Below are 24,696 nucleotides of genomic sequence, written 5' to 3'. Positions count from 1 at the left end.
TGAGGAAAAAAAACAGACACTGCTTATGCAGTGTCCTGTGTTGCTGTAGTTACTATTCCATACATTTCTTTTCTAATAAAATAAAATCTGCCGATGAAAGGCTCGGATACTTTTGTTTTATTACCCCAATCACGGTAAATGCTTCAAACGCCTCAAGCCGTTTAAGAATGTCCCGGTCTTTAATAGTAGGGGCAATTTCATCTTCAATCTCATTGGTAATCCTCGTATAGAGAATTACATAGGAATTCGTGCAGTCAAATATATGTGTTAGTGTCCTCTGAAAGTCTTCTTCATCAATGATATGATACAGTACGTCCAAACATACAACAAGGTCCGCGCTAACAGATTTAGTTTCAAAAAACTCAGGATTGTAATGAATAAAACTTTTTGTTTCATCATTTTTAAATTTATCTTTACATATGTTAACCGCTGATTCTGAAATATCAAACCCTTTGTAAGCTGGATAATTCATATATTGAAGCTGATTTCCATCTCCGCAGCCAAACTCAACTACACTTTGAATATTATGCTCCTCAATGAAAGTGTTCACCACATCCGCTTTAAACTCTGCAAGCTCCCCATAGGATCCTAGACCTGATGTTCCTCCTTCTGAATAATTAGCTTCCCACCAGTCTTTGTACTGAAATCTTGCGATGGATCTTTCTTTTCGCAATACTGCTCGGAAACAGCATAATCCCCCCCAAGTAGTGGTATGCAAACTATCGTCATATAAATTTGTATCAAGTTCTCCGGCAAAAGATAACCCTGCTTCTTCAATACAAGTCATTAAATAATTAAGTTCTATTGTTGGAAAATCAAAAGTTAATATGATTAGTCCATCATCTTTTAAAGTAGTGTTAAATTCTTTAAGTGCTCTGGCAATATCAGCTTTAGGCAGATGCTCCAGTACTGAAATACAAAAGATTTTATCAAACTTTTTCTGTTTATATGGAAGATGAATCAGATTTGCATGCTGAAAATGAATCTTATCAAATGGGATGTCTTCTAGAGGGGGATCTCCGCCATATACAGCTTGGATTTCTTGCAACATTAAATCCTGATCTATTACCCGTTCATCGATATCACAGGCATGTGTTTCTTTACAATACTTACTCATATAAAATTTTAATGGATGCTCAATGCCACATGCTGCATCTAAACAAACATCCGTTTCTTTTATAAACTGGCTTGCCCATTCGTATTCAAAGTATCGGCTCCACCAATCATCAGGCAATTTAAATACAAAGTCTTCGCTGCTACTATCATTCTTTTTAAAGAAGCGCGAGGTAAAGTTCGAATCCTCTTTATTCTCATTATTCATTTTCATTTCGCCTTGCTTATAGCTTGCCACTCCTTGTAAATCTTCTTCTCGGTAAATATGATAGGCTGGAAAATGTGTATCAACGAACAGAGGAATACCGAGGGCTGCTGCTCGGACGCAAAAATGCCTGTCTTCTCCCCAAAAAGATAGGTTTGAAATTTTCTTAAAGGAAACATCTTTTAGCAGTGCATCTCGGCTGATTAAGGTGCATGCACCCAAACCGCCCACGTCATAAACGCCAGGCTGATGCAGCTTTGAAATAAAGCGATGTTCCTCAATCTTTTTTTCGTTTTCAGTTAAAAATTTTGCCTCTATACTGGTCAATTCGTATTCATCTCTTATCCATACCTGAGGCATTGGGGGCAGATGAGGTTTCCATTTAGTCCAAAAAACTTCTGAAATAATATCTTTATTTGCTGATAGTAATTGCTGAAGAGTTTGCGGGTGGAGTACAAGATCAGAGTCTATTAAAAATAGATAGTCAAAATCATTTTCAAGTGCACTGTTAATCATCATATTTTTGAATGCTGCTACCTTCCATATATGATGATCCTGCCAATAGTGTGTGATTCCATCACAAATAAATGCCTCTCTGCTGCCATTGGAACTATAAATCATGCTATGTTTATTTTCAGCTGTAAATTTTTGAAGAATATTAGAGGATTCAACGTTATGGTTGTCGTCAACAAATAGAAAAAAAGGCTGTATATCAACCATATTTAACTCTATAAGAGACTGTAAAAACTCTTTCAGAATCTGGGGCTTTTGACAAACAGGACTGGCCAATAACACTTTTTTCATATCACTTACACCTCTTTAGGCTTAAGGAGTTCTTTGAAATAACGCTGATTTGCGAGCAGCCGTTCATCATGCGGACGGAAGGTTAAGCCGCGGTCGTTATATTTATTTGCTTTTTCAGTATCACCAAGCCTGTCATAGCAAACCGCCAGCTGCAAAAGTGGCAGCCAAGTGGAAAAGGAAGGGTTATAAAAAGGAGCACTAGGATCATCTATATTTGCTAAAGCTTGTTCATACCAATAAGCAGCAGATTGAAAATCTCCTTTTTCCATAAAAGAAAAGCCAAGTCTGCAGCAACTCTCCGGACGAGGTGTTGTATAGGTGAGCGCATGTAATACAGCCCCAATTGCTTCCTCAGTTTTACCTAATTGATGATAACAATCTGCCAGCTTATGACATGCACGGAGATTATCCTCCAGCCAGCCATTTTTCGTTAACAAAAACTGCATATAATACTCAATAGCCTTCTCAGCCTGACCATGGTCAACAAGTTCATTTGCATAATAAAATAAATCCCTTGGTGTAAAATCAATCTTTTCATCTAGCATTCTTTCATAAATTCTTATATTGCGATCTGCATCATGTGATAGCGGCATATGACAAATAGCTATTTCACTGTCATACAAATTTCCGTTTACGGCTAAATATTCATGTACGGCCCCAATCCACTTAAAGCCTTTTTCCCTCTTTACAAGACGATACCGTCTTAAACTGGAAGTTGCATGTTTATCTAAATCAAATGCAAGGTGATAGATCATGGAAACCGCATCAATTTCTGTATTTAATGTTTGACGAAGCTTTTGAAAACGCTGCTGATCTTCTTCTCTGACAACATCATCTGCATCTAGCCATAAGATATAATCACAGTTAGCCTGAGCAAATGCATAATTCCTTGCGGCCGCAAAATCATCAACCCATTCAAAGTCAAATAGTTTTTCTGTATATTTTGAACAAATCATTTTTGTCTGATCGGTTGATCCGGTATCAACTATAACAATCTCATCAACAAGATCACTCACAGATTGCAAACAGCGTTCAATAACAGCTTCCTCATTTCTCACAATCATGCATAAACTAATTGAATTCAAAAGACATTCCCCCATTGATGTGAGAATTTCCTATAATGAAGTTGCTTACACTTTTTTCTCAAAAAAGGAATTCCCCTTTTTAGGCCTTCCGTAATGGCCATTGTGCCAGTCATACTCACAAGAATGCTTGAAAAAACAGCTTCAAAGGCATAGTAAACCCCTGTGCCCACACCCATTTCCAAAACCAAAAAACGTTTAACTTCAGAAAGAGGTACTACCACAAATAGTACATCGTTATTTTTAGACATCTTTTCTGCAGCATCCTTTGCCATTTTTCTTAACATTATGAACAACGGCGGTTGTCTTATTCCACTTCTTTTCCTGCCGGCTGAGCCTGTGCTGCTGTATTTAAGAGGGCGATTCCCCCGATCACTAAGCATACACCTGCAGCTTTAATAACACTAATGCCCTCATCAAACAGCAAAATGCCAATAACGACACTTAAAGCTGTTCCTACACCAGACCAGGTCGCGTAAGCCACAGATAAACTCATTGTTTTCAAGGCGTAGCTTAAAAGCAGAAACGCCAAAAGAAACCCAGCTGCTACACCAATCGATGGCAGAAGATTGGTAAAGCCATCAGAAAGCTTTAGCATCGTTGTTCCAAAAGCTTCAAATATAATTGAACCTGCTAAATAATACATTCCCTTCATACATCTCATCTCCTATTTTGATACATTCATAAGCACGAGTCCTGCGACAAGGAGTACAATACCCATTATTGCTTTTTTGTTTAAACGATCTTTGAAGAAAAGGACACCAATAAACACCGTTAAAATCGTTCCCAGACCACTCCAAGTTGCATATACCAGTCCTAACGGAAGTGACTGCAATGTAAGTGAAAGTAAATAAAAAGCAATTCCGTATCCTCCTATGACACCTGCAACAGGACCTATTCGTTTAAAGCCTTCTGATAACTTTAGCATGGATGAACCAAACACTTCAGAAACAATAGCTGCTAATAATAATAAATAAGCGGCTAAAATCATACGCTCTCTCCTTTCTTAATTTGATTATTCTGGCGGTCTCTTCCCGCGCTGCAATTCAGAAATCGACAATCCGAAGTTCATCTGAAAATGAGGATAGTCTTTGAAATTCCGCCAATCTCCGCCCCAGGAAAAACCTAAATCCTTAGCACTGGCGACAACTTCATCCCAATCTGGAGTTCCATTGCCATTTCCATCATACTCCATATCCCAAACCACTTGACCATCTATTGTCATAAGAGCGAAATCAATGGCCAATCCATAATTATGGTATGATTCACCGCCCTTTGCGTTTGTAACAATAGTACCTGCAGTTGAGCGTCCTTGCTCATAAAGCCGATTCTGCTCTTCAAAGCTTCGAAAATCTGCTGTAATCACTACTTGAATACCTTTTTCGGCAGCTAAACTCACTAATTCATCTCTTTTTAAAGCTACAGTTGGATGTAATCCATCAGGAAGTGGTACATCCTCTTTCGGAATACTGCTATATTGATAGATTAATAAACCCAAAGTAAATAGAATTAGCAGCACCACTAATAGTCTAAACATTTTTGCTATTTTCAAAAGTCATTATTCCTCCTAAGTCTTCATCGCTGATTTAAATAATTGTACCAAACAATAGACGCATATAAGTAAAGAAAGGTTTTGTTTAAACACAAAATTATATGGGAATAGAATAGTAGACAATATATTAGGAGGAATTAGACATGAATAAACACCAACAGGAAGGCAATAAAGATCAACTTAAAGGCGAGCTTAAGCGTGTATATGGAAAAGCAACCGGCAATGAGAAAAAAGAAGCTGAAGGGAACATGGATAAAGCAAAAGGAAAATTACAGGAAACATGGGGCGACGCAAAGGAAGCTTTTAAAGATAAGAAATAATATAGCAGGTTACAAAAACCTAAGACCATATGAGGGTCTTAGGTTTTTGTTTAACTGCATTCTAATTCACTATTCGACATTTCAGCGAAAAAATAGTCAGAAAATGCAGATATTTTTGTTGTTTCAGCCCTTTTAAATGGAGGTATTATACTGGTACAAGCAATCCATTACTCATGAAAGGATGATATTCATGAAAATTAGAGCTGGCAGCTGGAGGTTATTAAGTGATCAGGATAAACAGTTTATATTAGAAGCCGTTTGCTGGAAAAGCCGATGGAGGAAATAAACTTCTGTCAATCTATATCTAAAAGTCATGTTCAAAGCTGAAAAAAGGATAGATGAAAAATTAGCCATACTATGATTCTATCCTTTTTCAGTATATTCCAACTCTTCGATTCCCTCATATAAGATTAACTTTTAATCCTTAAAAGTAACTCCCCAAGTCGAAAAACTATAACTGTTTCAAAGTTTTAATGCTAGTTAACCAACAAAAATATTTGCATATATGATGAAGGATATCCAAAATGTTATCCAACTCGTTTATCTTCATTAAAAAGGAGTCTTAGCTCCCAAGTAACGCGGCTTCCAATAAGTTGAATTCATACTGCTGATGGTTACACCTGTTGAAGATCCAGCATGGATAAATTCATTATTACCCAGATAAATCCCGGCATGCGATGGGCCTTTTTTATACGTTTCAAAGAAGACTAGATCCCCTACCTTTGGTGCTGCTACCGTCTTTGCCGCAGCCCAGATGGTTTCAACCGTCCTGGGAATACTTACACCAGCTTTTAAGAAGGAATAATGAATAAATCCGCTGCAGTCAAATCCTGCTGGTGAAGTGCCTCCCCAAACATACGGTACACCAATATGTTTTTTTGCTTCAGTAATGATTTGTAAAACTTTGGAATCAATTGTGCTTTTCAGAGGAGACTTAATATTCAGAACTTGACCAACATAGATTGTATCTGCTGTCATATTGTTCATTGCTTTAAGGGAAGCAACTGTTATCCCATGACGAGTTGCAATATTCCATAATGTATCCCCTGACTTGACAGTATAGGTTGTTCCCTCGCTGCTTACAATCGAGCTGGTTGAAGCGCCGGAAAGTTTTAATTTTTGACCAACATAAATAGTATTAGAAGTTAATTGGTTATAACTCATTAACAGCTGAACGCTAATACCATTTTTTGAGGCAATGGACCAAAGACTATCCCCAGATTTAACAATATAATTTGCACCGACATTCTGCTGGCTATTTGGATCAACCAATGATAAAGTCTGACCTGGATAAATCGTTGAATTTGATAATTGATTCCAGGCAATTAAATTTTGCACAGATACTTGCTGTGATACTGAGATCTTCCAAAGTGTATCCCCTGCGGAAACTTGATAGTTTTTTTCACTTGCACTAACTTGTCCGCCTAGTCCAGCGAACACAAAACCAGCTGTTGCTGTCATAGTCATAAGATGCTTCTTCATGCTGTTTCCTCCTAGAATCCTTTTTCATAGCTTTATGGTATTTCAAAATCAAGCTTGAACTCTATGAGAAAAATGTGGTTTTATTAGCAGAAATAGAATGAAAAACTATATATACCCTTTTAAACTACTAAATACCACTGTATATAATTAAAAAGACCTATAAAACAAAAAACGACAGTAAAATCAAATGGCAAATGATCGATTATTTATGAAACATTTTCGGGTGAAATTTTTGGTAAATGATTATTTGTGGCAGTCCTCATTAACAGAAAAGGATCCTAATTTTAAAAAGGATGTGATGGAGCCGAGGACACTCGACTCCGGAGTGAAAAGGGCATATGATGAGATCCTCAGGCTTGCAGAGCAGGCCGGCTTCCTCCCCTTGGAAAGCGAGAGTGCGAAGCACAATGGAATAACTAGTTGAATTTGAATCCCACAAATAAAAGATTTGTCAAAACAATTCGGCTGTTAGTTTGTAGCTTTTCACTTTATCTTCAAAGGAATAAACATTGCAAATAATCATGAATTCTTCTGTTTGATACAGTTCGCTAAGCCGTAAGAGTTGTTCTCGGACTTTGTCTTTTGTCCCGATAACCATTCGTTTTCTGTTTTCTTTTATGATCGAATAATCTTCAGGTGTAAGCACTTTTCGCCTTGCTTCTTCTGGACTTAAAATTTTCGTGCTTTCTCCTTTAGCGATCGATAACAGCCACATATCCTGACTTAACGCCATTTCCTCAGCTTCCTCTTGGGTATTGGCACAAATAACGAAAATACATATATTTGCTTTAGGTTTGTCGAGACGCGGGGATGACTGAAAATGTTTGTAATAATACTCTATGGCTCGTTTCCCATTTACTGGTGAAATAAAATGGCCAAATGTAAAGGCTGTTCCATATTCTGCTGCGAGTCTTGCTCCTCTGTGGGTAATACCAAGCAGCCACAGATCAGGGACTGTTTTGGTAAGTGGATATGCTAATACTTCTTCACTATTTAACTTTTGCTGCTTCTGTAAATAATCCTGCAGATCCCTCACTTGACGGGGAAATTCATTCAAGCTTTTGCGTATTCCGTCCGTTAATGCGAGCCTCGTTTCTGCATTTCCGCCAGGTGAACGTCCTATTCCCAAATCGATACGTCCCGGATATAAGGACTCGAGAACCTTAAAATTCTCTGCTACTTTAAAGGGACTATATTGAGGCAGTAATACACCTCCAGAACCTATCTTGATTTTTTTGGTATGTGCGGCAAGATGAGTAATAAGGATCTCAGGAGATGTGCCTGCTATCCCATCAGTATTATGGTGCTCCGCTACCCAAAATCGCACAAACCCCAGCTGTTCTGACAGCTTTGCTAATGCTGTTGTATTTTGCAATGTTTCTTGTGCTGTACTGCCGCTGCTTAATACTGATTGATCCAAAACACTTAACTTCATGCCTTTCCTCTTTTCTTAAATGAATGTAAAAAGAAGATTACTTATTTAAAAAAACCTTCTGATATATATTTTTTTCGTTATGATCACAATGTGCTGAAGTACTAGTTTTCCCATAATGAGAGTTATTAGATATCTTTTAATCTGGTGCATGGTAATTTTATTCTTTCTTTTATCATCTAATAAACAATATTAGTTGTAAAATATATTGTTTGAAGAAGAAAAAAACCGTATATATTTTGATATGGTTATAACATTTTCAGATAATTGGAAACCTTTATATAAAGTAAAACGTACAGTAAAGCGAGGATATAGTACAAAGATCATCATAGGAGGACATTATGTTTACAACCATTTTTTTCACCGTTGTCATATCGGTTCCAGTATACGGTTTTCTAATTTGGATGTATTTGGAACCTGAAGAAAGCATGTTAGTTGGAAAACGGTGGATGTACCAAGAAGAACCTGAAGTATCAAATTCAGCGATACGCTATACGAAGTTTTTATCAGTAACTACAATGATCGGACTTCCTTTCTTATTCATTAGTACTATTTTAGAGATACCCGTTTTAAGATTTGTTTACGTAATATTTCCAGTCGTCATCCTGTTAGGAGCATTAAAGATATTTACTGATCAGCAAGATTAACAAATATTGAAAGTATAATAAGAAGGGGGTACTTAAAATGAAGAAGAAAAAGTCACAATGGAGACCAAGTCAAGCAGCGCTAATGGTACTGATCGGCAGTATCATTGGAAGCTCAATCGTAAGTCCTAGCCTAGCCTATATACTTGGTGCCATGTCAGGTTCATTGCTGCTGGTGATTATTAACGTTGTGCATGTCATTTATAAAAAGAGAGCCACGCCTAAAAAAACAGATGAAAACCATTAGTTAAAGCACAATGAAAAAAGCTGGAGACCTATTCCCCAGCTCAGGTACAATTACTTTTTCCAGACTCTTTTATTTTCTTCCCGATAAGTCATTCCCAATGTATCCAGTCGCTCCAGGAAAGGAATCATATATTTCCGGGAAAGGCCTAGGATTTCTTTCGCCTCTCCGACATCAAACACATCAGCTGTTTGTTGTTTAAGCCTTTCAACTGCATCTCTGAAGTGAATTCCATGCAAGTAAAAAACATCATCCAATGGAACAATTTCACCTGAATCCTTGAGGAACTTCTTTAAGTCTCCCTGTAAATGATCCGGCAATCCTGCAGCATTGTAATAGTCAGTAAAATAAGCAACCTGCAATCCATCCTTTTGCAGTGACAGCAGCATGTTCTCTGTCCTCTTCTGCCAGTTTGATGGCACATGAGGATTAAAATGCTGATGACGGATAAACTGGCCATTGCGGATAAAAAGCCCTGTTTCTTCCCCTTTATTTATTACAAATTCAAGCAATGCTTTCGGATAGTGATTCTGAAGAGACTGCAGCAGTTCTGCCTTTTTCAATCCTTGCTTTAAAGGATGCATCTGGTGAAAATCGTTAAGTTGATCATAGATTTCTTCCTCAATGAGGAGCTGCAGTTTTTTCAGCGTGTAATCACTTTTGTTTACCTGGACAAAAGGCTCGTTTTGGAGTAAATCTTTTATCGTTCCTTCATCTAATGAAGTCTTCAGAACCAGCTCCCCCACAGACAAACATTTCTCTTCTGTTAGTACATCAATGATTCGCTGTTCTGGTGTGCCGATCTTTTTCTTATCCAGTTCCTCAATTGTAGCTAGACCAAATCGATATTTTCGGCCAATAGGATCAATCACCCATCCGCCCCCAATAGTCTCTTGAGGACTTGGTCTTCTTAAAACGAAGCGATCTCCTCTTTTGGCCACAATCTCATTATCGAGTCGAAGCTGACATAGGACCTCCTCACGCTCTTCTGTCAGATCATTTCGATCAAAAAAGACAATCCGGCCCATCACTTCTGCGGTACCAATATGACATTTAATCGGCATCCGCTGTTTCACCATATATTCCAAATCTTCAACAACCTTCATACTCACATCAATCGTGCGTGTCACTGCAAAATGCTCTGAAGAAACAAGAACATCTCCCCGCTGAATCTCTTCTTTTGCAGCTCCAGCCAGATTAATTGCCACTCGCTGTCCAGCAAATGCTGCTGATGCCTGCTTATGATGAACCTGAAGCTGACGGGCACGTACTTCTAAGCCCTTTGGCAAGATGGTAAGTGATCGCCCCTCCTCCACTGCTCCTTCATAAACCGTCCCTCGTACTACGGTCCCCTGTCCTTTAACAGAAAACACCTGATCAATCGGAAGACGAAATTCACCTTTAACATCACGTGTATCCTGTTCTTTCAGTGTACAGATAATCTTTTCTTTCAGAGCTGCAATGCCTTTTAAAGATAGACTATCCGTTAACATGAAAGGTGCACCTTCAAAGACAGTTCCAACCAGCTCTTCTCTAATATCATCCTGTACAAGCTCTATAAACTCTTCCTCAACGCGATCCATTTTCGTAATTGCAACAATCCCTTGTTTAATACCAAGGAAACCAAGTATTTCAAGATGCTCTCTAGTCTGCGGCATCACGCCTTCATCTGCTGCAACAACGAGCACAACAAGATCAATGCCCGCTACACCGGCTATCATTTGCCGAATAAAACGCTCATGACCTGGAACATCAATTACAGAAATCTGCAGTTCATCGTCCTCATATAAAGGAGCAAAGCCAAGTTCAATCGAAATTTGTCTCTCTTTCTCCTCTTTTAGCCGGTCCGTGTCCACATTTGTTAATGCTTTTGTTAACGTTGTTTTTCCATGATCAATATGACCTGCCATTCCAATTGTAAAAAATCTCTTCAATGCTGCCACCTGCTTACCAATATGTAAAGTTTAAAAATACAATGCTCCAACAGCACCGCTGTATTCACCATTTTCAATGAATATACTTTTATAATCGAACATTTCTGCATACATTTCAAGCTGTTTCCGTAATGCAGGATTAGAAGCACCTGCTCCAATAAACACCATCGGAAGCTTCTGCTGCCCTGAACCAGCCAGAACAAGCAAATAGATCGTTTCAGCGATCATATTAACAAGCGCTGCCATTTTAGCACTTTCATTTATATCATCGTTAAATGCCTTTGCGAAATTACTGGCAGACAACTCACCTAAAAGCGGTGCCTGATCCTGTCCATCATATACATCACTGACTAAAAGGTCAGCTTCTTTACGATCCCCTTTAAATGCAAGATCTACAAGATCTTTATAAACGGTTTTTCCAGTTAATAACTTTCCCAGACCAAGAAAGGTTCCTCCACCCATTGCCGTACCTGAAACACGTTTGGCTGTTCCTTTTTCAACATGCAAAATGGAAGTCCCTGTGCCTATACTAATCAAAAGAGAAGGTTCCGGTATTTGATGCAGTATTTTTGCCCCCGCTGCTGCAGCTGAAAACTCATCAATTGTTTCACCATCCGGAAAATAGTTCCTTTTAAGCTCCGCGGCTCCTCCGCCAGTCAGAACAATATCTGCATGAGGAGACAACATCTTTATCCAGTTATAAAGAGAATCTGCTTCCTGAATAGGATATCTTTTAAAATGTATATTTCCATGTTCTTCATAGGCCAATTTAATAAAAGTCGCTCCAGCATCGATTCCCAACTTATTCATGATTTATCCCTCGCTTTTTGTTGTAATGCATAAAAAGGAAGCAGGATGACAGCGAAGAATATTAAGGCTGCTGCTTCTAAAACTAGAATATACCATGGATATGGACCAAAGTAATCAAGTAAGGATCCGTTGGATGGCTTATAGGATAAAAACATATAATTCCCGCCTGTCAGTTTGTTCGCATAGTAGGCGACTGCTGCACAAATATTTAAAAAGATAAAAGAACGTACTAAGCCTTTTACGGTAGGCTTATATTTTAAAACAAAGATAAAGTAAAAGCTTGTTAAGATAATAAAAATATGGGTGATAAAAAATTGAAAATAGCGAAAGTGCGGATAACCTAAAAACAGTTCAGGCGTTAACATAGCCATTAAAGCTCCCGCTACACCAAGAAAATAGACAAATTGAAACATTATTTTAGATTTCGTGAGATGTAAAATTAAACAAAGAATCAAACTGATCGAACATAGCTGAAGCGGCAGGGCAATCGAGCTCTCCCACTGATTTGTTGAATATAGCCAAAAATGATAACCTGCTTCAAGTGTAAATAAAATGACAAAGAAAGAAAGCCTGATTCCTTTATCATACTTCCTCAATTTTGCACGAAAAAAATATAACGCTACTATGCCAATTACTAAAAACAGCACCATAAAAATATGTGAAGCCGAATAAGCTATAAAAGGGTATGCCTCATAATGATTCCCGAATATACCGTCCATTCTCCTGACCCCTTAATCTCTAAGCTTTTGTATAGTATATTGGATATATCCCTTACTTCTCCTGCTGTTTCTTCTCTATGTTTCTTAATTGTTTATAATCTGTCACGAAACCTTCATTTTACGTTCACTGCTTTATTAAAAGTATGTTGCAGCTATAATCAAGAATGACTTTTATCAGAAACGAAACGTTAGTTTACATAATATTATTATGATCAAATCAAACTAATTTTTAATTGTTCAACAAGCCATTTGGGCACATTTATGCGTATTGTCATTAATGGATCAACGATTTGACAAACCTCAACTTGTGCAGCTGCGCTTAACAGCATAACAGTTTCACTCATGCTTTTTCCAGATTGTGCAGAAATGACATCAGCCATCATTTCAGTTCCAAGCTTTGCAGCTTCATCCAGCGTTTTAGCCGATACAATTAATGAAAATAAATCTTCATTTTCTAATAGAGGAAATGAGAAATTTGCATTTTTGACGACTTCTAAAGTAATCGTTGCTTTACCCGCTACCTCAATACCGGATACGCTCACCTCTCCATCACCCATTGCCGCATGAAAATCTCCAAGTGCAAATAATGCGCCTTCTGCAGAAACAGGAAAATAAAGAGTCGCTCCCTCTGTGATCATTTTATTATCCATATTGCCGCCATGAGCACCAGGTGTTCCGCAGTTCACTCCACCTTCTGCAGGAGCCACGCCAATAACGCCAATCATCTTATTTAAAGGAATTTGAATTTCATCAAATTGCACATGATCATCTTTAACGGGAAGAATTTTCGCTTCCATCTTTTCTAACCGATGTCCGAGAACTCCTAAATTGGGACCCGTCAGCATAACTCCCTGACTGCTGATTTCTAATTTGTCGATCTTTACCTTCAGCATATCCCCCGGTTGTGCTCCTTCAACAAATATAGGGCCAGTTGCCGGATTGATGCGGTCCCAATCCAGTTCAGCAATTGGAGTATCCTCTGAAGTGATTTGATCCTCAAAACAGTCATACGTCTCAATTGTTACGGTTTCTCCTGATTTCACCTTTAATACAGGAGTATTCAGTTTATTAAATTCATAGATTAAATGATTTTCTCTCGTTAAAGAATGCATCATATATCCTCCTATTGACGAAATATTTTTACATTTATTTTATCGTAAAATTGGGTACTTGCACAGAAAGTAGTCTTTACTCATAAAATAAACACGAAAAACAGGGAAAGAAAGACAGGTGCAAAAATGGTCTCTTATATGGATTATACGTCTCCTAATACAAATTTTAGTTTTGACATGAATAAAAGCCGGCTATTTACAAAAGATCGAAACAATTACATTAATGTGTTAGGCACTGCTCAGCTTAATACATTGGAGAATTTGTCTTTACTTGATATTTTCTTAAGTCCAAACAATGTCGTTGAGCCTCATATTCATCAAAACGCAGCCGAACTCGTTTATTGCATTTCTGGATCTGCAATCGTTTCGATGCTGAACCCTTTTACAAAACAAATTCAAAATTACAGAATAACGCCCGGAAAAGTTGCAAATGTCCCGCAAGGCTGGTGGCATTATGAGGTTGCAGAAGCAGCCAATACCCATCTCTTGGCTATTTTTGATGCTCCGACACCAGAATTTGTATTGGGGTCTGATTTATTAAGACTTACTCCGGCTCAAATTATGGCACACACCTATTGTCTTGATGAAAATCAATGGAAAAACACAGTAGCTCCAATTAAGGAATCGACAATAATAGGTCCCCCAATCAATTGCAGCCAACGTGAACCGGTGCAGCAACCTGCTCACAACTCACATACACAAATGCACCAGCAGCCATATCATCAGCAATATTATCCGCAGTATTATAGGGGATTTTATTAAATCAGAAGTAGCTATTAAAAAACCGTTAAACTTGTAATCAAGAAAAGGATGCTCCTGTATGAGGAACATCCTTTTAATTTCAAATAATATATAGGCGCTCAATGGCTGTCACCTAAACCATGAGCTCATTTAATATCAACATATTACCCATCAGCCCTGAAATCTTTAACGATCACCTTTTTCACAAGAAACCTCAGACAAAAAACTATCTTTTTCTAAGACAACCTCTCCTACCTCATCAAAGTTTTCAAAACACTCTTCAATAATGGCTTCATTTTTTAGATGATTTTGATAAATTTTAGTAAACAGTATTCCTGCTACTGTAAAAATGGCGATAGTGCCGATAATGGCGATCAGAAGATTTCGTTTTTTATTGATCAAGGTTTCTCCCTCCTTATCTTGTTTTAGTCTAACATTATTTGTAAATTTTTTAAACTCACTTGAATTAATGCATTCTATAAAAGAATTATAAGGGAAATTATGTTAGAATATTCCCAATTAACACTATTGATAATTAAATTGGAGTGCATGGCAGTTGAAAAACCAAAAAATAGATGAATTTATACAAATCACTAAAAAACTAAATGATATTGGCACGATCCCTCTTTTAATGGGGTCTGTTGGATTAGAACTCGTTACAGAAAAAAGCTGGAATGCAGAAGACTTGGATATCCATGTCCCAGGTGATTCAAGAGGATGGGAAGTTCCTCCTGAACATTCTATTTTTAAGTGGGAAAAAATTGTGAAAATAATGGAATCATCGGGATATACGTTAATTGACTTGCATGAACATGAATTCTCAAAAAATGGACAATCAATAGAGTTTGGCATAATTGATACACTGCCAAACTTTGCGGGAATTGCACTTAATACTTTAGAGGTTCAGCAAGCCAATGGTGTAAAATACTATTTATTAAATCCCCATCAATATTTACAGGTCTATGAATCTTCATCAAAGGATAGCTATCGTGCTGAACAAAATAATCATAAAGATATTGAAAAGATTAAGTACTTAAAATCTATCTTGCATAGTGATAAAAACAGCTCAGATTAACTGAGCTGTCTTTTTGATGATCTATTCCTCCCCTTCCAGCCATACATCCTCCACATGCTTTTTCTTCTGCTGATGGCTGACTTTGCGGTACTCCTTTGATTTGAAAATAATATCAAAATCATAATCTTCAGGATACAGCTCTTCAGCTCTTATATATAGCTTTAGCCTTTTCTGGTTAATGGAACGCTTTTCTTTTTGCACCTGAACAATATACTGTCCCCCCGAATCTGGTCCCTTATAGATGATGCCAAGTTCATCTGTTTCAGTTAGTTTTACATTGTCTCCCATTTTAAAAGCTGGCACTTGCTCTTTTTTGGGCTTGGGTGACTCAGAAGTTTGCCGCGCATATTTGTTGATTACAATCTGTTTTTCATATTGAGCTTCTTTTAAGTTTTGTTCATTGGTATAACTGTGAGATTGTTTGTATGTTAAAAGATGGGCTTTTTCAATCAGCTGCGGATGGAGTCCAAGCTTATTGGCAATCTGAAATGCTTGGCTTCTTCCGCTTTGCCCCAAAAGAAGGCGGTACGTTGGCTGCAATGTCTCAAGATCAAACTCCATCGTGGCGTTTATAAAACCTTCCGCAGCATCCGCAAACTCCTTCATCTCACTATAATGTGTCGTCGCAAGTAAGGTTGCTCCTTTTTTGTAGAGCTGCTCTAGAATCACGATCGCCAGAGCCATGCCTTCACCTGGATCAGTACCAGAACCTAATTCGTCAAGTAGTACAAGTGAACGATCATTTGTATTTTGTAAAATCTCAATGATGTTGACTAATCGAGAACTAAATGTACTTAAATTTTGCTCTATGCTCTGCCCGTCGCCGATATCGACAAAAATATGATGAAATATGCTGATCCTGCTTCCTTCTTTTGCTGGAATTGGCAGACCGCTTTGTGCCATCAGGGTTAAAAGACCGATTGTTTTTAGTGTGACCGTCTTACCGCCAGTATTTGGCCCTGTAATGACTAATGCATGATGTGATTCACCAAAGGATAACGATAAGGGTACGGCTTTTTCACCAAGCATGGGATGACGCGCTTCTTTAAGATCAATGGTGAAGTCTTCTGTTAAAATCGGTGCAGCACATTTCATTTTGCGGCTAAACTGTGCTTTAGCAAATAACACATCATAATGGTGCATCGTTTCAATCGCCATTCGTATTGTCTGCTCATAGGAAAGCAATTTTTCGGTCAACTCATATAGAATTCGTTCTGTTTCCTGCTCTTCAGCGATGGCTAAAAGTTCAATTTCTGATTGAATGCTGCCCAGTTCAGCTGGTTCAATAAATAAAGTAGCACCAGAAGCTGACGTATCCAGCACCTGCCCTTGAACTTTGGAGCGATATTCTCTCTTTACTGAAAGTGCCAGACGCCCATTTCTTTCTGCAATCAACGTATCCTGCAGCATATTCGCAAATCGCTTCGATTTGACAAGCTGGTGTGCTTTATCTTTAATTTTTTCCTTCAGAATAGCTAACTGCCTCCGCAAATAGGCCAAATCGCTTGAAGCATAATCATCCACCTGTGAGTGGCGAATCACTCTTTGTATTTCGTCATCCAATTCTTTCACCTCTGGAATCGACATCGCATACAAACTCACATGAGGAGCGGCATATTCTTTATCCTTCATAAACTGTTTAAGCTTCGTGCAATGCTGTAAAAACGAAAGTATAAAGGTAAACTGATCGGCACGTATATACAAACCTTTCTTTGCCTGCTCCAAATAAAGCTGCATTTCATCTAGTGTATGAATCGGAACAGAGCTGGAAATATTCAAAATCCGGACCCCTTCCTCCACCTCACGAAGCTGCTGTTCAATTTGTCGTTTATGGTGTATTGGCACAGTAGCACGAACTGTATTTTTCCCTAGAGTGGTTTTCGCATATAAAGCTATCTCTTCAAGAATGTCGTAATATCCTAATACATCAAATGTTTGCTGATTCAATTTTTGTTCCTCCTTAAGTGTTGATTGCAGCCCTAAAAATAAAAAAAACCGCCATGAACAACAAGTTCATGACGGCATGATGCTGGGTAATATATCTGGCAATGTTTGCGGTAATCTTATGCATCAGAAAGAGACAGAAGTGCTACATCCCCACAAAAAATGCACGCAAAAAAAACTACAGCAAACACGCCATAGCTCCGTTACCCGTTCTCTATGCTATGAAGTGTGTTCTTAACTTCCTTGAAGAGCGCATACTGAATAAACAGGCATCATCCTGTTTTTTTACGCATTCAAGGCCGTATCCAGTTAACGGTTAGTTAAGAACATTCACACTCATAAAATAATCTCCTTTAAAAGGGCTGCAATTTATATAGTAAGAATACTTTGTTAAAGGTTGTATGTCAACTGATTGTATAAAAAAGCAGCTTAATCCTCCCAATAAAAAATAGCATCCATGACGAAATAATTCCCGCGATTACGATAAATGGTAGGAATTTTCACTTGAAAAGGAAGAAATCTTTTCATCTCTCTTCCATGTAAAATCTCATAATCATACTCTTTTAGTGCATGTTTTAATTGGGCGCCGACCGATTGATATTCTTCGTTCACAGACAAGGAATTAAGACCATCAAGGAGAGTTCCACAGCTCCAGCCAACCCTTTCATTTGTCTCGGTACTGATCCTTCTATATCGAATATCTTCCCCCATAATGGCGACTGGTGCCAGGGTGCTGATATCGATAATAATTCCCGTTACTTCTTCCTCGCGTACACCATTGCTTTCATGAATAGTTTTAACTTCATCATTGCTGTAACAGAAAAACTCAACAAACGATGCATACCCGCTGCCAAAATGATCCCACTCAGCTTCACATTCTACATTGTGAATTCGTTTGATTCGGTAATATAATCTTCTTATATGTTCCTTAATTTCCTTTTCATCTTTTGTATCATAAGGAAATATGTCTCCGATTATTTTTCCTGCTATCAGATCCCGTAATTGATTATCTGAAAACATTCTTCAGCCCACCTACAGATTTAATTATAGATAAATAATATCACGAACTTTCCAGCAAAACTCAACTGTAATCATTTGCAAATTGATCATCCAGAAAAGTAAATAGATTAAAAGGGGTCCCTGCCTCACACTTTCCTTAGTGTGATTGGCTTTTATTATTTTTCCTTTTATCAAACCATACCCATATAAAAAAGAGAATGACGCCAATTGGTGTAAGAAGTGAAGTTATCCAATTATGCTCATTTGGTAAAATATAAATTAAAAATGCGGATAAAATGATAAGTGGCAGCACGATGATAAACCACCATCTTACATATTTATTTTTGAAGCTGAAATCAAATCTCTCCATTGTTTTCCTCCTAATCACTTTATATCGAAATATTCAAATAATTAAGTTTTAGACTCTTGTCTGTATGCAGGAAAATAAAGCTTCTCATCAAGGATAACACATCCTTCTTAAATTAAGAGAAAAACAGGAAGTTATTTCACAGAACCTTACACTTTCCGATCCTCTCCCTTCTTTTTTCACACTTAAAAAATCATTTGTTTATCTGTTTTAAATGAAGGCAACACTTATCTTATTTAAACAAAACATTTCTAAGGAGAAAAAGATGGTTCAAAACGAAAATAAAGAACGATTTGCTTATGCAAAGCGAAATCTTTGGTCTGGCATTCTATTCGGAATTGGTTTAGCCGGATTTATCGATGAGACCGTTTTTCATCAACTGCTGCGCTGGCATCACTTTTATGATAAGTCTACGACCGATATTGGACTGATTTCAGACGGTTTTTTTCATGCGTTTAGCTGGTTCGCGACCATTGGAAGCTTGTTTATGTTCGCTGATCTTCGCCGGCGGAACGGCTTATGGATGATGAGGTGGTGGGCAGGAGTATTGATCGGTGCCGGTGGCTTCCAGTTATATGATGGAATTATACAGCATAAATTAATGCGTTTGCACCAGATTCGTTATGTAGACAATGTCATTATTTATGATCTAACTTGGAACATAATAGCAATTGTAATGATCCTATTTGGGATGATTCTTGCTGTTCGAACTAGAAACAGACAACGATATGGTAAGGATGTTTCACATGAACATTCTTAATCACATCCATCATTCAGAGGCTGCTCACATTGAACATACAGTTGGCATACTGCCTCAGCTGCTCTTAGCCTTGCCGTTTGTGCTGGGTTTGGTGCTGTATATCCTTGCTGTTGTAGTTTCAAGCAAAAAGGACAAGCCATGGCCCATCTATCGTCCTGTTTGCTGGATTTTAGGCGTTTTTTTCGCTGTCATTTCAGTAGCAGGACCTTTAGCCATTCGTGCACATACCGATTTTACCGCTCACATGTTTGGCCATTTATTATTGGGGATGTTAGCGCCTTTGCTCATGGCGATGGCTGCGCCGGTGACACTAATATTGCGGACACTCAGCGTGCCCCTAGCAAGAAGTTTTTCTAAGCTGTTAAAAAGCTGGCCATCACGAATGGTGACGAATCCGGTTATTGCCTCCCTTCTTAATGTTGGAGGATTATGGATCCTGTACACAACCGATCTATACTCCCTAATGCACAAGAATATTCTTATGCATCTAATCATTCATTTTCACGTATTTGCAGCTGGATATCTATTTACCATCTCAATGATTTATATCGATCCGATTTTCCATCGAACTTCATTTATATACCGGGCAGTTGTATTTGTTGCTGCGTTAGCTGGCCATGGGATTTTATCTAAGTTCATTTATGGAAATCCGCCGAATGGAGTGCCTGCTGATCAGGCAGAACTTGGCGGCATGGTGATGTTTTATGGTGGAGACATCATTGATGTTATGATCATCTATATCCTTTGTATGCAATGGTTTAAATCAGCTCGACCCCGAATAAAAATTGCTATAAATCAGTAGAGGAAGATCCATCCATTATAGATATAATGATTTTTACCAGTTTGTCCAAACCATTCAGTGATTTTGAGCGTTTACTATAGTATTAATGACGTAAAAGGATGAGATGAATGAAGTTACTGGATATAAAAGGTACTTATGATGTTATTGTGAGTATTGGGAATGCTTGTAATCCAGCTATGGAATTAAAGCGGCTAGGTTTAAGATCGTTTTCCGGGCCTTTAGATTGGAGTGTTTCAAGTTCGCTTGTAAATGTTAGCAAGTTATTTGAGCATCGTTTTCGAGGGTTTATGGAGCATAGCAACATGAAGTTAATGGATGAGGTTGGCGGGTACATGGAAGATGGTGTAGATCAATTCAGAAAGTCTTATTTTCTTAAAGATGAAATTTATGACGTCCTCTCTGTTCATGATTTCCCCGTCAACGATCAAAATGACTGGACCCTAGGCTATGATTCTTTTAAAGAAAAGAAAGAAAGACGGGTAGAACGGTATCTTCATAAAATTCATACAGGAAATCGGGTTCTGCTGGTGCGCTGGTTTGGTGATTATGAAGGAGCAGCACAGCTTGAAAAGGTATTAAAGGATTTTGTAACAGGCGATTTCAGAATCCTCCTGCTTTACCCTGTAAATGGACTAACTGAAATTACGGAAGTTGATTGGGGACTGCAGCATGTATGTGTGGTTGAGGTGCCAAATGAGCCGACAAATCAAGAGATATGGGATTATGTATTGAGTGGGGTTTCATTGGAACAATAAACGGATCACCCGACAATCAGCAAAAGTATTCATTGATTTCTGTCTGATTGTTCGGGCCATTTATGCACTCAATTAAGATTAATTCATCATTGTGATGATTTCAGATCATATTTATAAGTATTCTGATTAACAATTTGAACATCTACTTTTACAGCAGTCAAAGAATCTTTTTCTAGGTAAAAGCTATTTAAATCGTTTAATTCTTTGAACTTCTTAGGATGGTTTCTATACCATTTAACACCGGTATTAAGTATATCCATATTGTTTTCGACCCCGAAATCATATAGTTCAGTGATCCTCTTTTCGAGATCTTTCTCAATAAGGTTAATTAATTCTTCCGTGGGTATATCTTTAATTTTCTCTAGTAAATCTCCCTGCACGGACACTTCTATTGAAAAAGCCGGTGATTGTTCACTCTTTTGAAATTTAATTTTAAATTTTGAAAGAGTCAGGCTTATTGCAGCTAAAAGTTGTCCGTTTTTTTCTACTTTGTGATCGAAAATGATATTGTCTTCCAATAGCCAATTCGCCAAAAAGGCATCTTTAAAAGCAAGTGTAGTTATATATTCTTGATTTTGAAATACAGTGTAACCATCGAAATATAGAACAGGATAGTTTTGTTCCGCCTTCCAAGTATCTTGATCAATTTTAACACTTGGAAGTTTCGCGGTCCCCATTGGCTCATAATAATCTCTTAAGAAATCCATCAATAAGATTGGGGTAATTTCATTTTGGGAAATTTGTTCTGAACTATGCTTATAGATGACCGAATATACTGAAGGATAATTAAATAATGCTTTCGTATTTAAAATTTCTTCTATATTTTCTTTGGCAACTAATAATCTAAGTGTAGGTCTTAATGATCGGTTTCGCCCGATTTCTGTAATGACTTCATCAAATTTATTTTTTACAAGGTTTTCACTTAAAACGAGTGATAATGTATGTCCGAAAAATAGAGGCGGTTTAGATTTTTTATATAGCTTACTGACCGCTAGATTTAATGTTTCGCCTGTTGCTGTAGCAATAAAAGATGGGATTGGCTCTATCGACTTTGCCCCTTCCTGCTTTGCCACATTTGCAAAATTAATGGATTGAATGTATGCCTTATATTCCTGCTTTACTTCGTCATAATCCAGTCCAATTGCTACAATATAGGTCAAATCTTGAATATTCTTTAACCCTGAACAACTTGTGAGAAATAGACAGCAGATGCTAAAAAAAGTCAACAGCCTAATTTTCATGAAGAAGTTCCGCCTCTTGATGAATCTTCGGGACTAGTTTCAGAAGTTCTTCTTCTATTCAATTGTCTTGGTAATTTTAAGAAAGCTTTTAATGCTTCTGTCCCGCTAATAGGAGCAAGTGATCCAAGGTATGGCACACCAAAGGATGTTAGAGTAGATAAATATAAGATCGTAATAATGAATCCAAGTATGACGCCAAATAAGCCAAACAATGTACTTAACAGCAATATAAAAAATCGAATGATAGTAAATGCCGAAGTTAAAGATTGATTGACAAGAGTGAAAGAAGAAATATAAGTAATTGCTGCAACAACCAGCATTGTAGGAGAAGTTAACCCTGCGCGAATAGCAGCATCTCCTACAATTAACCCCCCTAATACAGCAACTGTTTGTCCAATAGCTCTTGGAAGTCGAATACCAGCTTCATTGAAAAGTTCAAATAAAAACAATACAATAAACATTTCTATGGTTGCTGAAAAAGGGATACCAAAACGAGATACAGAAATAGTTGCAACAAGAAAATATGGAATTTGATCAATATTAAAGGCAGAGAACGCCACCCAAATTCCAGGTAAGAAACCTGTGACGATGACACCAAAAAAACGTATGATTCTTTCCAAAGATACGTATGCAAAATTATTATACATATCTTCAGGTGACTTTGTTTGCAATAACAAGCTAATTGGCGCGTACGAAACGGTTGGATTACCGTCTACCAACAAAGCGAATCTTCCTTGATTTAAGGCATGAGCAATAAAGTCAGGCCTGCCTGTATAGTCTATGGTTGGAAAAATGGAAAACGGTTTATCTCTTATAAATGATTCAAGGTCATAAATATTAATTAAAATATCTAGCTGAACCTTATTTAGACGGGAACGTATTTCCTCTAGAACTATTGGATCAATTACATCTTCAAGATACATAATAGCAACCTTAGTGTTACTTCTCCGTCCAATGTTAAATTTCTCCAAACATAAAGTAGGTGTATTAAGTCTTCGCCTGACTAAAGAAATATTTATTTTAATATCTTCTACAAATCCATCCTTTGGTCCCCGAATAGAAGTTTCAACTGCAGATTCTTCCGGCTGCCTATTCGGCATGTTTGCAGTGTTTAAGCATAAGATGACATCTTCTAATTGAAATAATGTTTTTCCTTCAAGAAGGCAATTAGATAATTCCTCATTTGTCTTTGATGTAATATCTTCTGCTTGAAAAGAAGCAAGAAGGTTTTCTTTTACAGATTTATTCAAGTTCTCGCCTAATTTAGGGAGAATATATTGATCTAAATCATTTGGATTAATTAAGCTTTCAATATAAATTAATGTAAGAGTCTCCAAATTCACTTTATGCTCTTTAAATTGGACATCCTCGCTCTTTATAAATACATCTTTAAGTTTCTCTGTTTTTTTGGCTGGGTTGTCATGTTCTGTTTGTCTGGTGCTTGTTAATTTTGTCAAAATGTTCACCTCTTTTTTTCAGTACGAATATTAGCATCGAAGAAACCAGGATATAAATTGCAAAAAAGATACAACAGGCCGGCAAAAAGTATGTATAAATAAAATTGTTTATGACCTGTGAATCAACTTTAATGAACACCAGCAAACAAAATAAAATACTATATATGAATGCCACGAGCTTATTGTTTAATCTGTAATGATTTAGGTTGTTACTAATGAATAAACCTAGTAAATACATTAATAATCCCACTCGAATGACTGCTCCGCTCAGCCACTGGAAGAGAGCAAAAAAATCTAAATGATTTATAAATTCACCAATATTTAATACTCTCCATTGTTCATAAGCGGGATACTGATAATTTTCTGCCTCTGTAGGACCGAACTCCATAATTGATGCAGTTAGAGGTCCCAAGGTTAATCCAGTAAGAAGTGTTAACAAAATAAACAAGTGTCTAAATCGAATGGGTTCTTGTGAAAATGGCAGCAGTAAAATAATGAGATAAATTTCGAGCAGCCCTGCAAGTGAGTAAACCACACCTTTTAATATAGGTGTAAGACCATTAGATAATACTGGGAATAATAAACTGGGATCCTTAATGTCCGTGTTAATTAAAGCAATCATAATACCTAATAACATCACAAAGGGAAGCAGGAATCCACTGGATATCGCCATTTGCTTAATACCGACAAATGTGAACAGGAAACATGCAAGAATTAAAACAGACGTAATCATAAAGAGTGAGGAATCTGCTAAAAAATATACATTTAACCATATTATAAAATCTTGTAACGTTATAAATGAGCTTATAAGTAAATATACAATGACGGGAATTGAAAGGAAGATAGAAAATGGCTTCCCTATTTGTTCACTAATATAAGAAAAAAAACCGTTAGAAGGAGTGTTTTTTACAATATAATGAACCAACAATAAAAATAATATTGAAATAGGATAAGCAACGATTACACTGATCCAACTATCCCTACCAGAAGCAGACAGGAGGTTTGGTATAAGAATTACGTGGTTTAGTAAACCTGTTGAAAGGATTAAAAGAAGTAATATTTGCCTAGGAATTAATACCTTAATGAGGTTCTGCACTCTGTT

General features: G+C 37.3%; 27 protein-coding genes. 8 read left to right on the top strand and 19 right to left on the bottom strand.

Going from position 1 to position 24,696, the window contains the following annotated elements:
• Positions 1 to 52 precede the first annotated feature (52 nt).
• Genes F7732_RS22940 through F7732_RS03695 form a run of 6 tightly spaced genes read right to left on the bottom strand, consistent with a single transcriptional unit; the run spans position 53 to position 4,741 of the window.
• On the bottom strand, positions 53 to 2,122 hold the full coding sequence (locus F7732_RS22940) for a methyltransferase domain-containing protein (protein WP_240056516.1): 2,070 nt from the start codon (positions 2,120 to 2,122) through the stop codon (positions 53 to 55).
• A 5-nt stretch (positions 2,123 to 2,127) separates the two neighbouring features.
• Complete coding sequence (locus tag F7732_RS03715) at positions 2,128 to 3,207, bottom strand: tetratricopeptide repeat-containing glycosyltransferase family 2 protein (RefSeq protein ID WP_151572300.1); 1,080 nt, start codon at positions 3,205 to 3,207, stop codon at positions 2,128 to 2,130.
• On the bottom strand, positions 3,204 to 3,455 hold the full coding sequence (locus F7732_RS03710) for a hypothetical protein (protein ID WP_151572299.1): 252 nt from the start codon (positions 3,453 to 3,455) through the stop codon (positions 3,204 to 3,206). The genes F7732_RS03715 and F7732_RS03710 overlap by 4 nt, the downstream gene beginning before the upstream one ends.
• 56 nt (positions 3,456 to 3,511) lie before the next feature.
• On the bottom strand, positions 3,512 to 3,859 hold the full coding sequence (locus F7732_RS03705) for a DMT family transporter (protein WP_151572298.1): 348 nt from the start codon (positions 3,857 to 3,859) through the stop codon (positions 3,512 to 3,514).
• Positions 3,860 to 3,871: 12 nt separating this feature from the next.
• Entirely contained in the window at positions 3,872 to 4,195 is a 324-nt protein-coding gene (locus tag F7732_RS03700; RefSeq protein WP_420837668.1) for a DMT family transporter, read from the bottom strand.
• 24 nt (positions 4,196 to 4,219) lie between these two features.
• Positions 4,220 to 4,741: a M15 family metallopeptidase gene (locus F7732_RS03695; RefSeq protein ID WP_151572625.1), complete on the bottom strand. Its 522-nt coding sequence runs from the start codon at positions 4,739 to 4,741 to the stop codon at positions 4,220 to 4,222.
• Between the two features lie 158 nt (positions 4,742 to 4,899).
• On the opposite strand from F7732_RS03695, the gene F7732_RS03690 reads away from it, so the two are divergent.
• Positions 4,900 to 5,076, top strand: coding sequence for a CsbD family protein (locus F7732_RS03690; RefSeq protein WP_151572297.1), 177 nt, complete (start codon positions 4,900 to 4,902; stop codon positions 5,074 to 5,076).
• 549 nt (positions 5,077 to 5,625) lie between these two features.
• Here the strand turns inward: F7732_RS03690 and F7732_RS03685 are convergent.
• Together F7732_RS03685 and F7732_RS03680 are read right to left on the bottom strand one after the other, a co-directional pair.
• The gene (locus F7732_RS03685; RefSeq protein ID WP_151572296.1) at positions 5,626 to 6,558 is read right to left on the bottom strand and encodes a peptidoglycan endopeptidase; all 933 of its coding nucleotides are present in this window, start codon (positions 6,556 to 6,558) and stop codon (positions 5,626 to 5,628) included.
• A 451-nt stretch (positions 6,559 to 7,009) separates the two neighbouring features.
• Entirely contained in the window at positions 7,010 to 7,993 is a 984-nt protein-coding gene (locus tag F7732_RS03680; protein WP_151572295.1) for an LLM class flavin-dependent oxidoreductase, read from the bottom strand.
• A gap of 338 nt (positions 7,994 to 8,331) precedes the next feature.
• Here F7732_RS03680 and F7732_RS03675 point away from each other — a divergent pair, with 338 nt between their 5' ends.
• The gene (locus F7732_RS03675; protein ID WP_192912985.1) at positions 8,332 to 8,637 is read left to right on the top strand and encodes a hypothetical protein; all 306 of its coding nucleotides are present in this window, start codon (positions 8,332 to 8,334) and stop codon (positions 8,635 to 8,637) included.
• 37 nt (positions 8,638 to 8,674) lie between these two features.
• The gene (locus F7732_RS03670) at positions 8,675 to 8,881 is read left to right on the top strand and encodes a hypothetical protein (RefSeq protein WP_151572294.1); all 207 of its coding nucleotides are present in this window, start codon (positions 8,675 to 8,677) and stop codon (positions 8,879 to 8,881) included.
• A 50-nt stretch (positions 8,882 to 8,931) separates the two neighbouring features.
• On the opposite strand, the gene selB is transcribed toward F7732_RS03670, so the two are convergent.
• From selB to F7732_RS03650, 4 genes are all read right to left on the bottom strand, one after another.
• Entirely contained in the window at positions 8,932 to 10,812 is a 1,881-nt protein-coding gene (selB, locus tag F7732_RS03665; protein ID WP_151572293.1) for a selenocysteine-specific translation elongation factor, read from the bottom strand.
• A 30-nt stretch (positions 10,813 to 10,842) separates the two neighbouring features.
• Positions 10,843 to 11,622 (bottom strand): acetate and sugar kinases/Hsc70/actin family protein, encoded by a 780-nt coding sequence (locus F7732_RS03660; protein ID WP_151572292.1) that lies wholly within the window; start codon positions 11,620 to 11,622, stop codon positions 10,843 to 10,845.
• Entirely contained in the window at positions 11,619 to 12,341 is a 723-nt protein-coding gene (locus tag F7732_RS03655) for a YwaF family protein (protein WP_151572291.1), read from the bottom strand. Before F7732_RS03655 ends, F7732_RS03660 begins: the two co-directional genes overlap by 4 nt.
• A 212-nt stretch (positions 12,342 to 12,553) precedes the next feature.
• Positions 12,554 to 13,456: an acetamidase/formamidase family protein gene (locus F7732_RS03650; RefSeq protein WP_151572290.1), complete on the bottom strand. Its 903-nt coding sequence runs from the start codon at positions 13,454 to 13,456 to the stop codon at positions 12,554 to 12,556.
• Between the two features lie 123 nt (positions 13,457 to 13,579).
• Here F7732_RS03650 and F7732_RS03645 point away from each other — a divergent pair, with 123 nt between their 5' ends.
• Positions 13,580 to 14,215 carry a cupin domain-containing protein gene (locus tag F7732_RS03645; protein ID WP_151572289.1) on the top strand — a complete coding sequence of 212 codons (636 nt, stop codon included), beginning with the start codon at positions 13,580 to 13,582 and terminating at the stop codon, positions 14,213 to 14,215.
• Between the two features lie 165 nt (positions 14,216 to 14,380).
• Here F7732_RS03645 and F7732_RS03640 read toward each other — a convergent pair whose 3' ends face one another.
• On the bottom strand, positions 14,381 to 14,596 hold the full coding sequence (locus F7732_RS03640) for a hypothetical protein (protein ID WP_240056514.1): 216 nt from the start codon (positions 14,594 to 14,596) through the stop codon (positions 14,381 to 14,383).
• Between the two features lie 154 nt (positions 14,597 to 14,750).
• Here F7732_RS03640 and F7732_RS03635 point away from each other — a divergent pair, with 154 nt between their 5' ends.
• Entirely contained in the window at positions 14,751 to 15,269 is a 519-nt protein-coding gene (locus F7732_RS03635; RefSeq protein ID WP_151572288.1) for a phosphoribosylanthranilate isomerase, read from the top strand.
• 21 nt (positions 15,270 to 15,290) lie between these two features.
• On the opposite strand, the gene F7732_RS03630 is transcribed toward F7732_RS03635, so the two are convergent.
• From F7732_RS03630 to F7732_RS03620, 3 genes are all read right to left on the bottom strand, one after another.
• Positions 15,291 to 17,216, bottom strand: a complete 1,926-nt coding sequence (locus F7732_RS03630) for an endonuclease MutS2 (RefSeq protein WP_151572287.1) — start codon at positions 17,214 to 17,216, stop codon at positions 15,291 to 15,293.
• A 426-nt stretch (positions 17,217 to 17,642) separates the two neighbouring features.
• A complete protein-coding gene (locus F7732_RS03625; RefSeq protein WP_151572286.1) occupies positions 17,643 to 18,233 on the bottom strand; it encodes a hypothetical protein in 591 nt (196 codons plus the stop codon).
• A 136-nt stretch (positions 18,234 to 18,369) separates the two neighbouring features.
• Positions 18,370 to 18,582 carry a hypothetical protein gene (locus tag F7732_RS03620; protein ID WP_151572285.1) on the bottom strand — a complete coding sequence of 71 codons (213 nt, stop codon included), beginning with the start codon at positions 18,580 to 18,582 and terminating at the stop codon, positions 18,370 to 18,372.
• A 262-nt stretch (positions 18,583 to 18,844) separates the two neighbouring features.
• Here F7732_RS03620 and F7732_RS03615 point away from each other — a divergent pair, with 262 nt between their 5' ends.
• From F7732_RS03615 to F7732_RS03605, 3 genes are all read left to right on the top strand, one after another.
• A complete protein-coding gene (locus F7732_RS03615; protein ID WP_151572284.1) occupies positions 18,845 to 19,339 on the top strand; it encodes a DUF2243 domain-containing protein in 495 nt (164 codons plus the stop codon).
• Positions 19,326 to 20,141, top strand: a complete 816-nt coding sequence (locus F7732_RS03610; protein ID WP_151572283.1) for a cytochrome c oxidase assembly protein — start codon at positions 19,326 to 19,328, stop codon at positions 20,139 to 20,141. The genes F7732_RS03615 and F7732_RS03610 overlap by 14 nt, the downstream gene beginning before the upstream one ends.
• Before the next feature lie 107 nt (positions 20,142 to 20,248).
• Positions 20,249 to 20,896 (top strand): DUF1796 family putative cysteine peptidase, encoded by a 648-nt coding sequence (locus tag F7732_RS03605; RefSeq protein ID WP_151572282.1) that lies wholly within the window; start codon positions 20,249 to 20,251, stop codon positions 20,894 to 20,896.
• Between the two features lie 86 nt (positions 20,897 to 20,982).
• Here F7732_RS03605 and F7732_RS03600 read toward each other — a convergent pair whose 3' ends face one another.
• From F7732_RS03600 to F7732_RS03590, 3 genes are read right to left on the bottom strand one after another with little or no spacing between them, the layout of a single operon-like run.
• Positions 20,983 to 22,137, bottom strand: a complete 1,155-nt coding sequence (locus F7732_RS03600; protein ID WP_151572281.1) for a Ger(x)C family spore germination protein — start codon at positions 22,135 to 22,137, stop codon at positions 20,983 to 20,985.
• Positions 22,134 to 23,594, bottom strand: coding sequence for a spore germination protein (locus F7732_RS03595; RefSeq protein WP_240056513.1), 1,461 nt, complete (start codon positions 23,592 to 23,594; stop codon positions 22,134 to 22,136). The genes F7732_RS03600 and F7732_RS03595 overlap by 4 nt, the downstream gene beginning before the upstream one ends.
• Positions 23,557 to 24,690, bottom strand: a complete 1,134-nt coding sequence (locus F7732_RS03590; RefSeq protein WP_151572620.1) for an endospore germination permease — start codon at positions 24,688 to 24,690, stop codon at positions 23,557 to 23,559. The genes F7732_RS03595 and F7732_RS03590 overlap by 38 nt, the downstream gene beginning before the upstream one ends.
• Positions 24,691 to 24,696: the final 6 nt, after the last annotated feature.

Origin of the sequence: Bacillus mesophilum (assembly GCF_008923265.1) — a bacterium.
GTDB classification, from domain to species: Bacteria; Bacillota; Bacilli; order Bacillales; family Cytobacillaceae; genus Cytobacillus; species Cytobacillus mesophilum.
This window is presented reverse-complemented; position numbering and strand designations above follow the sequence as displayed.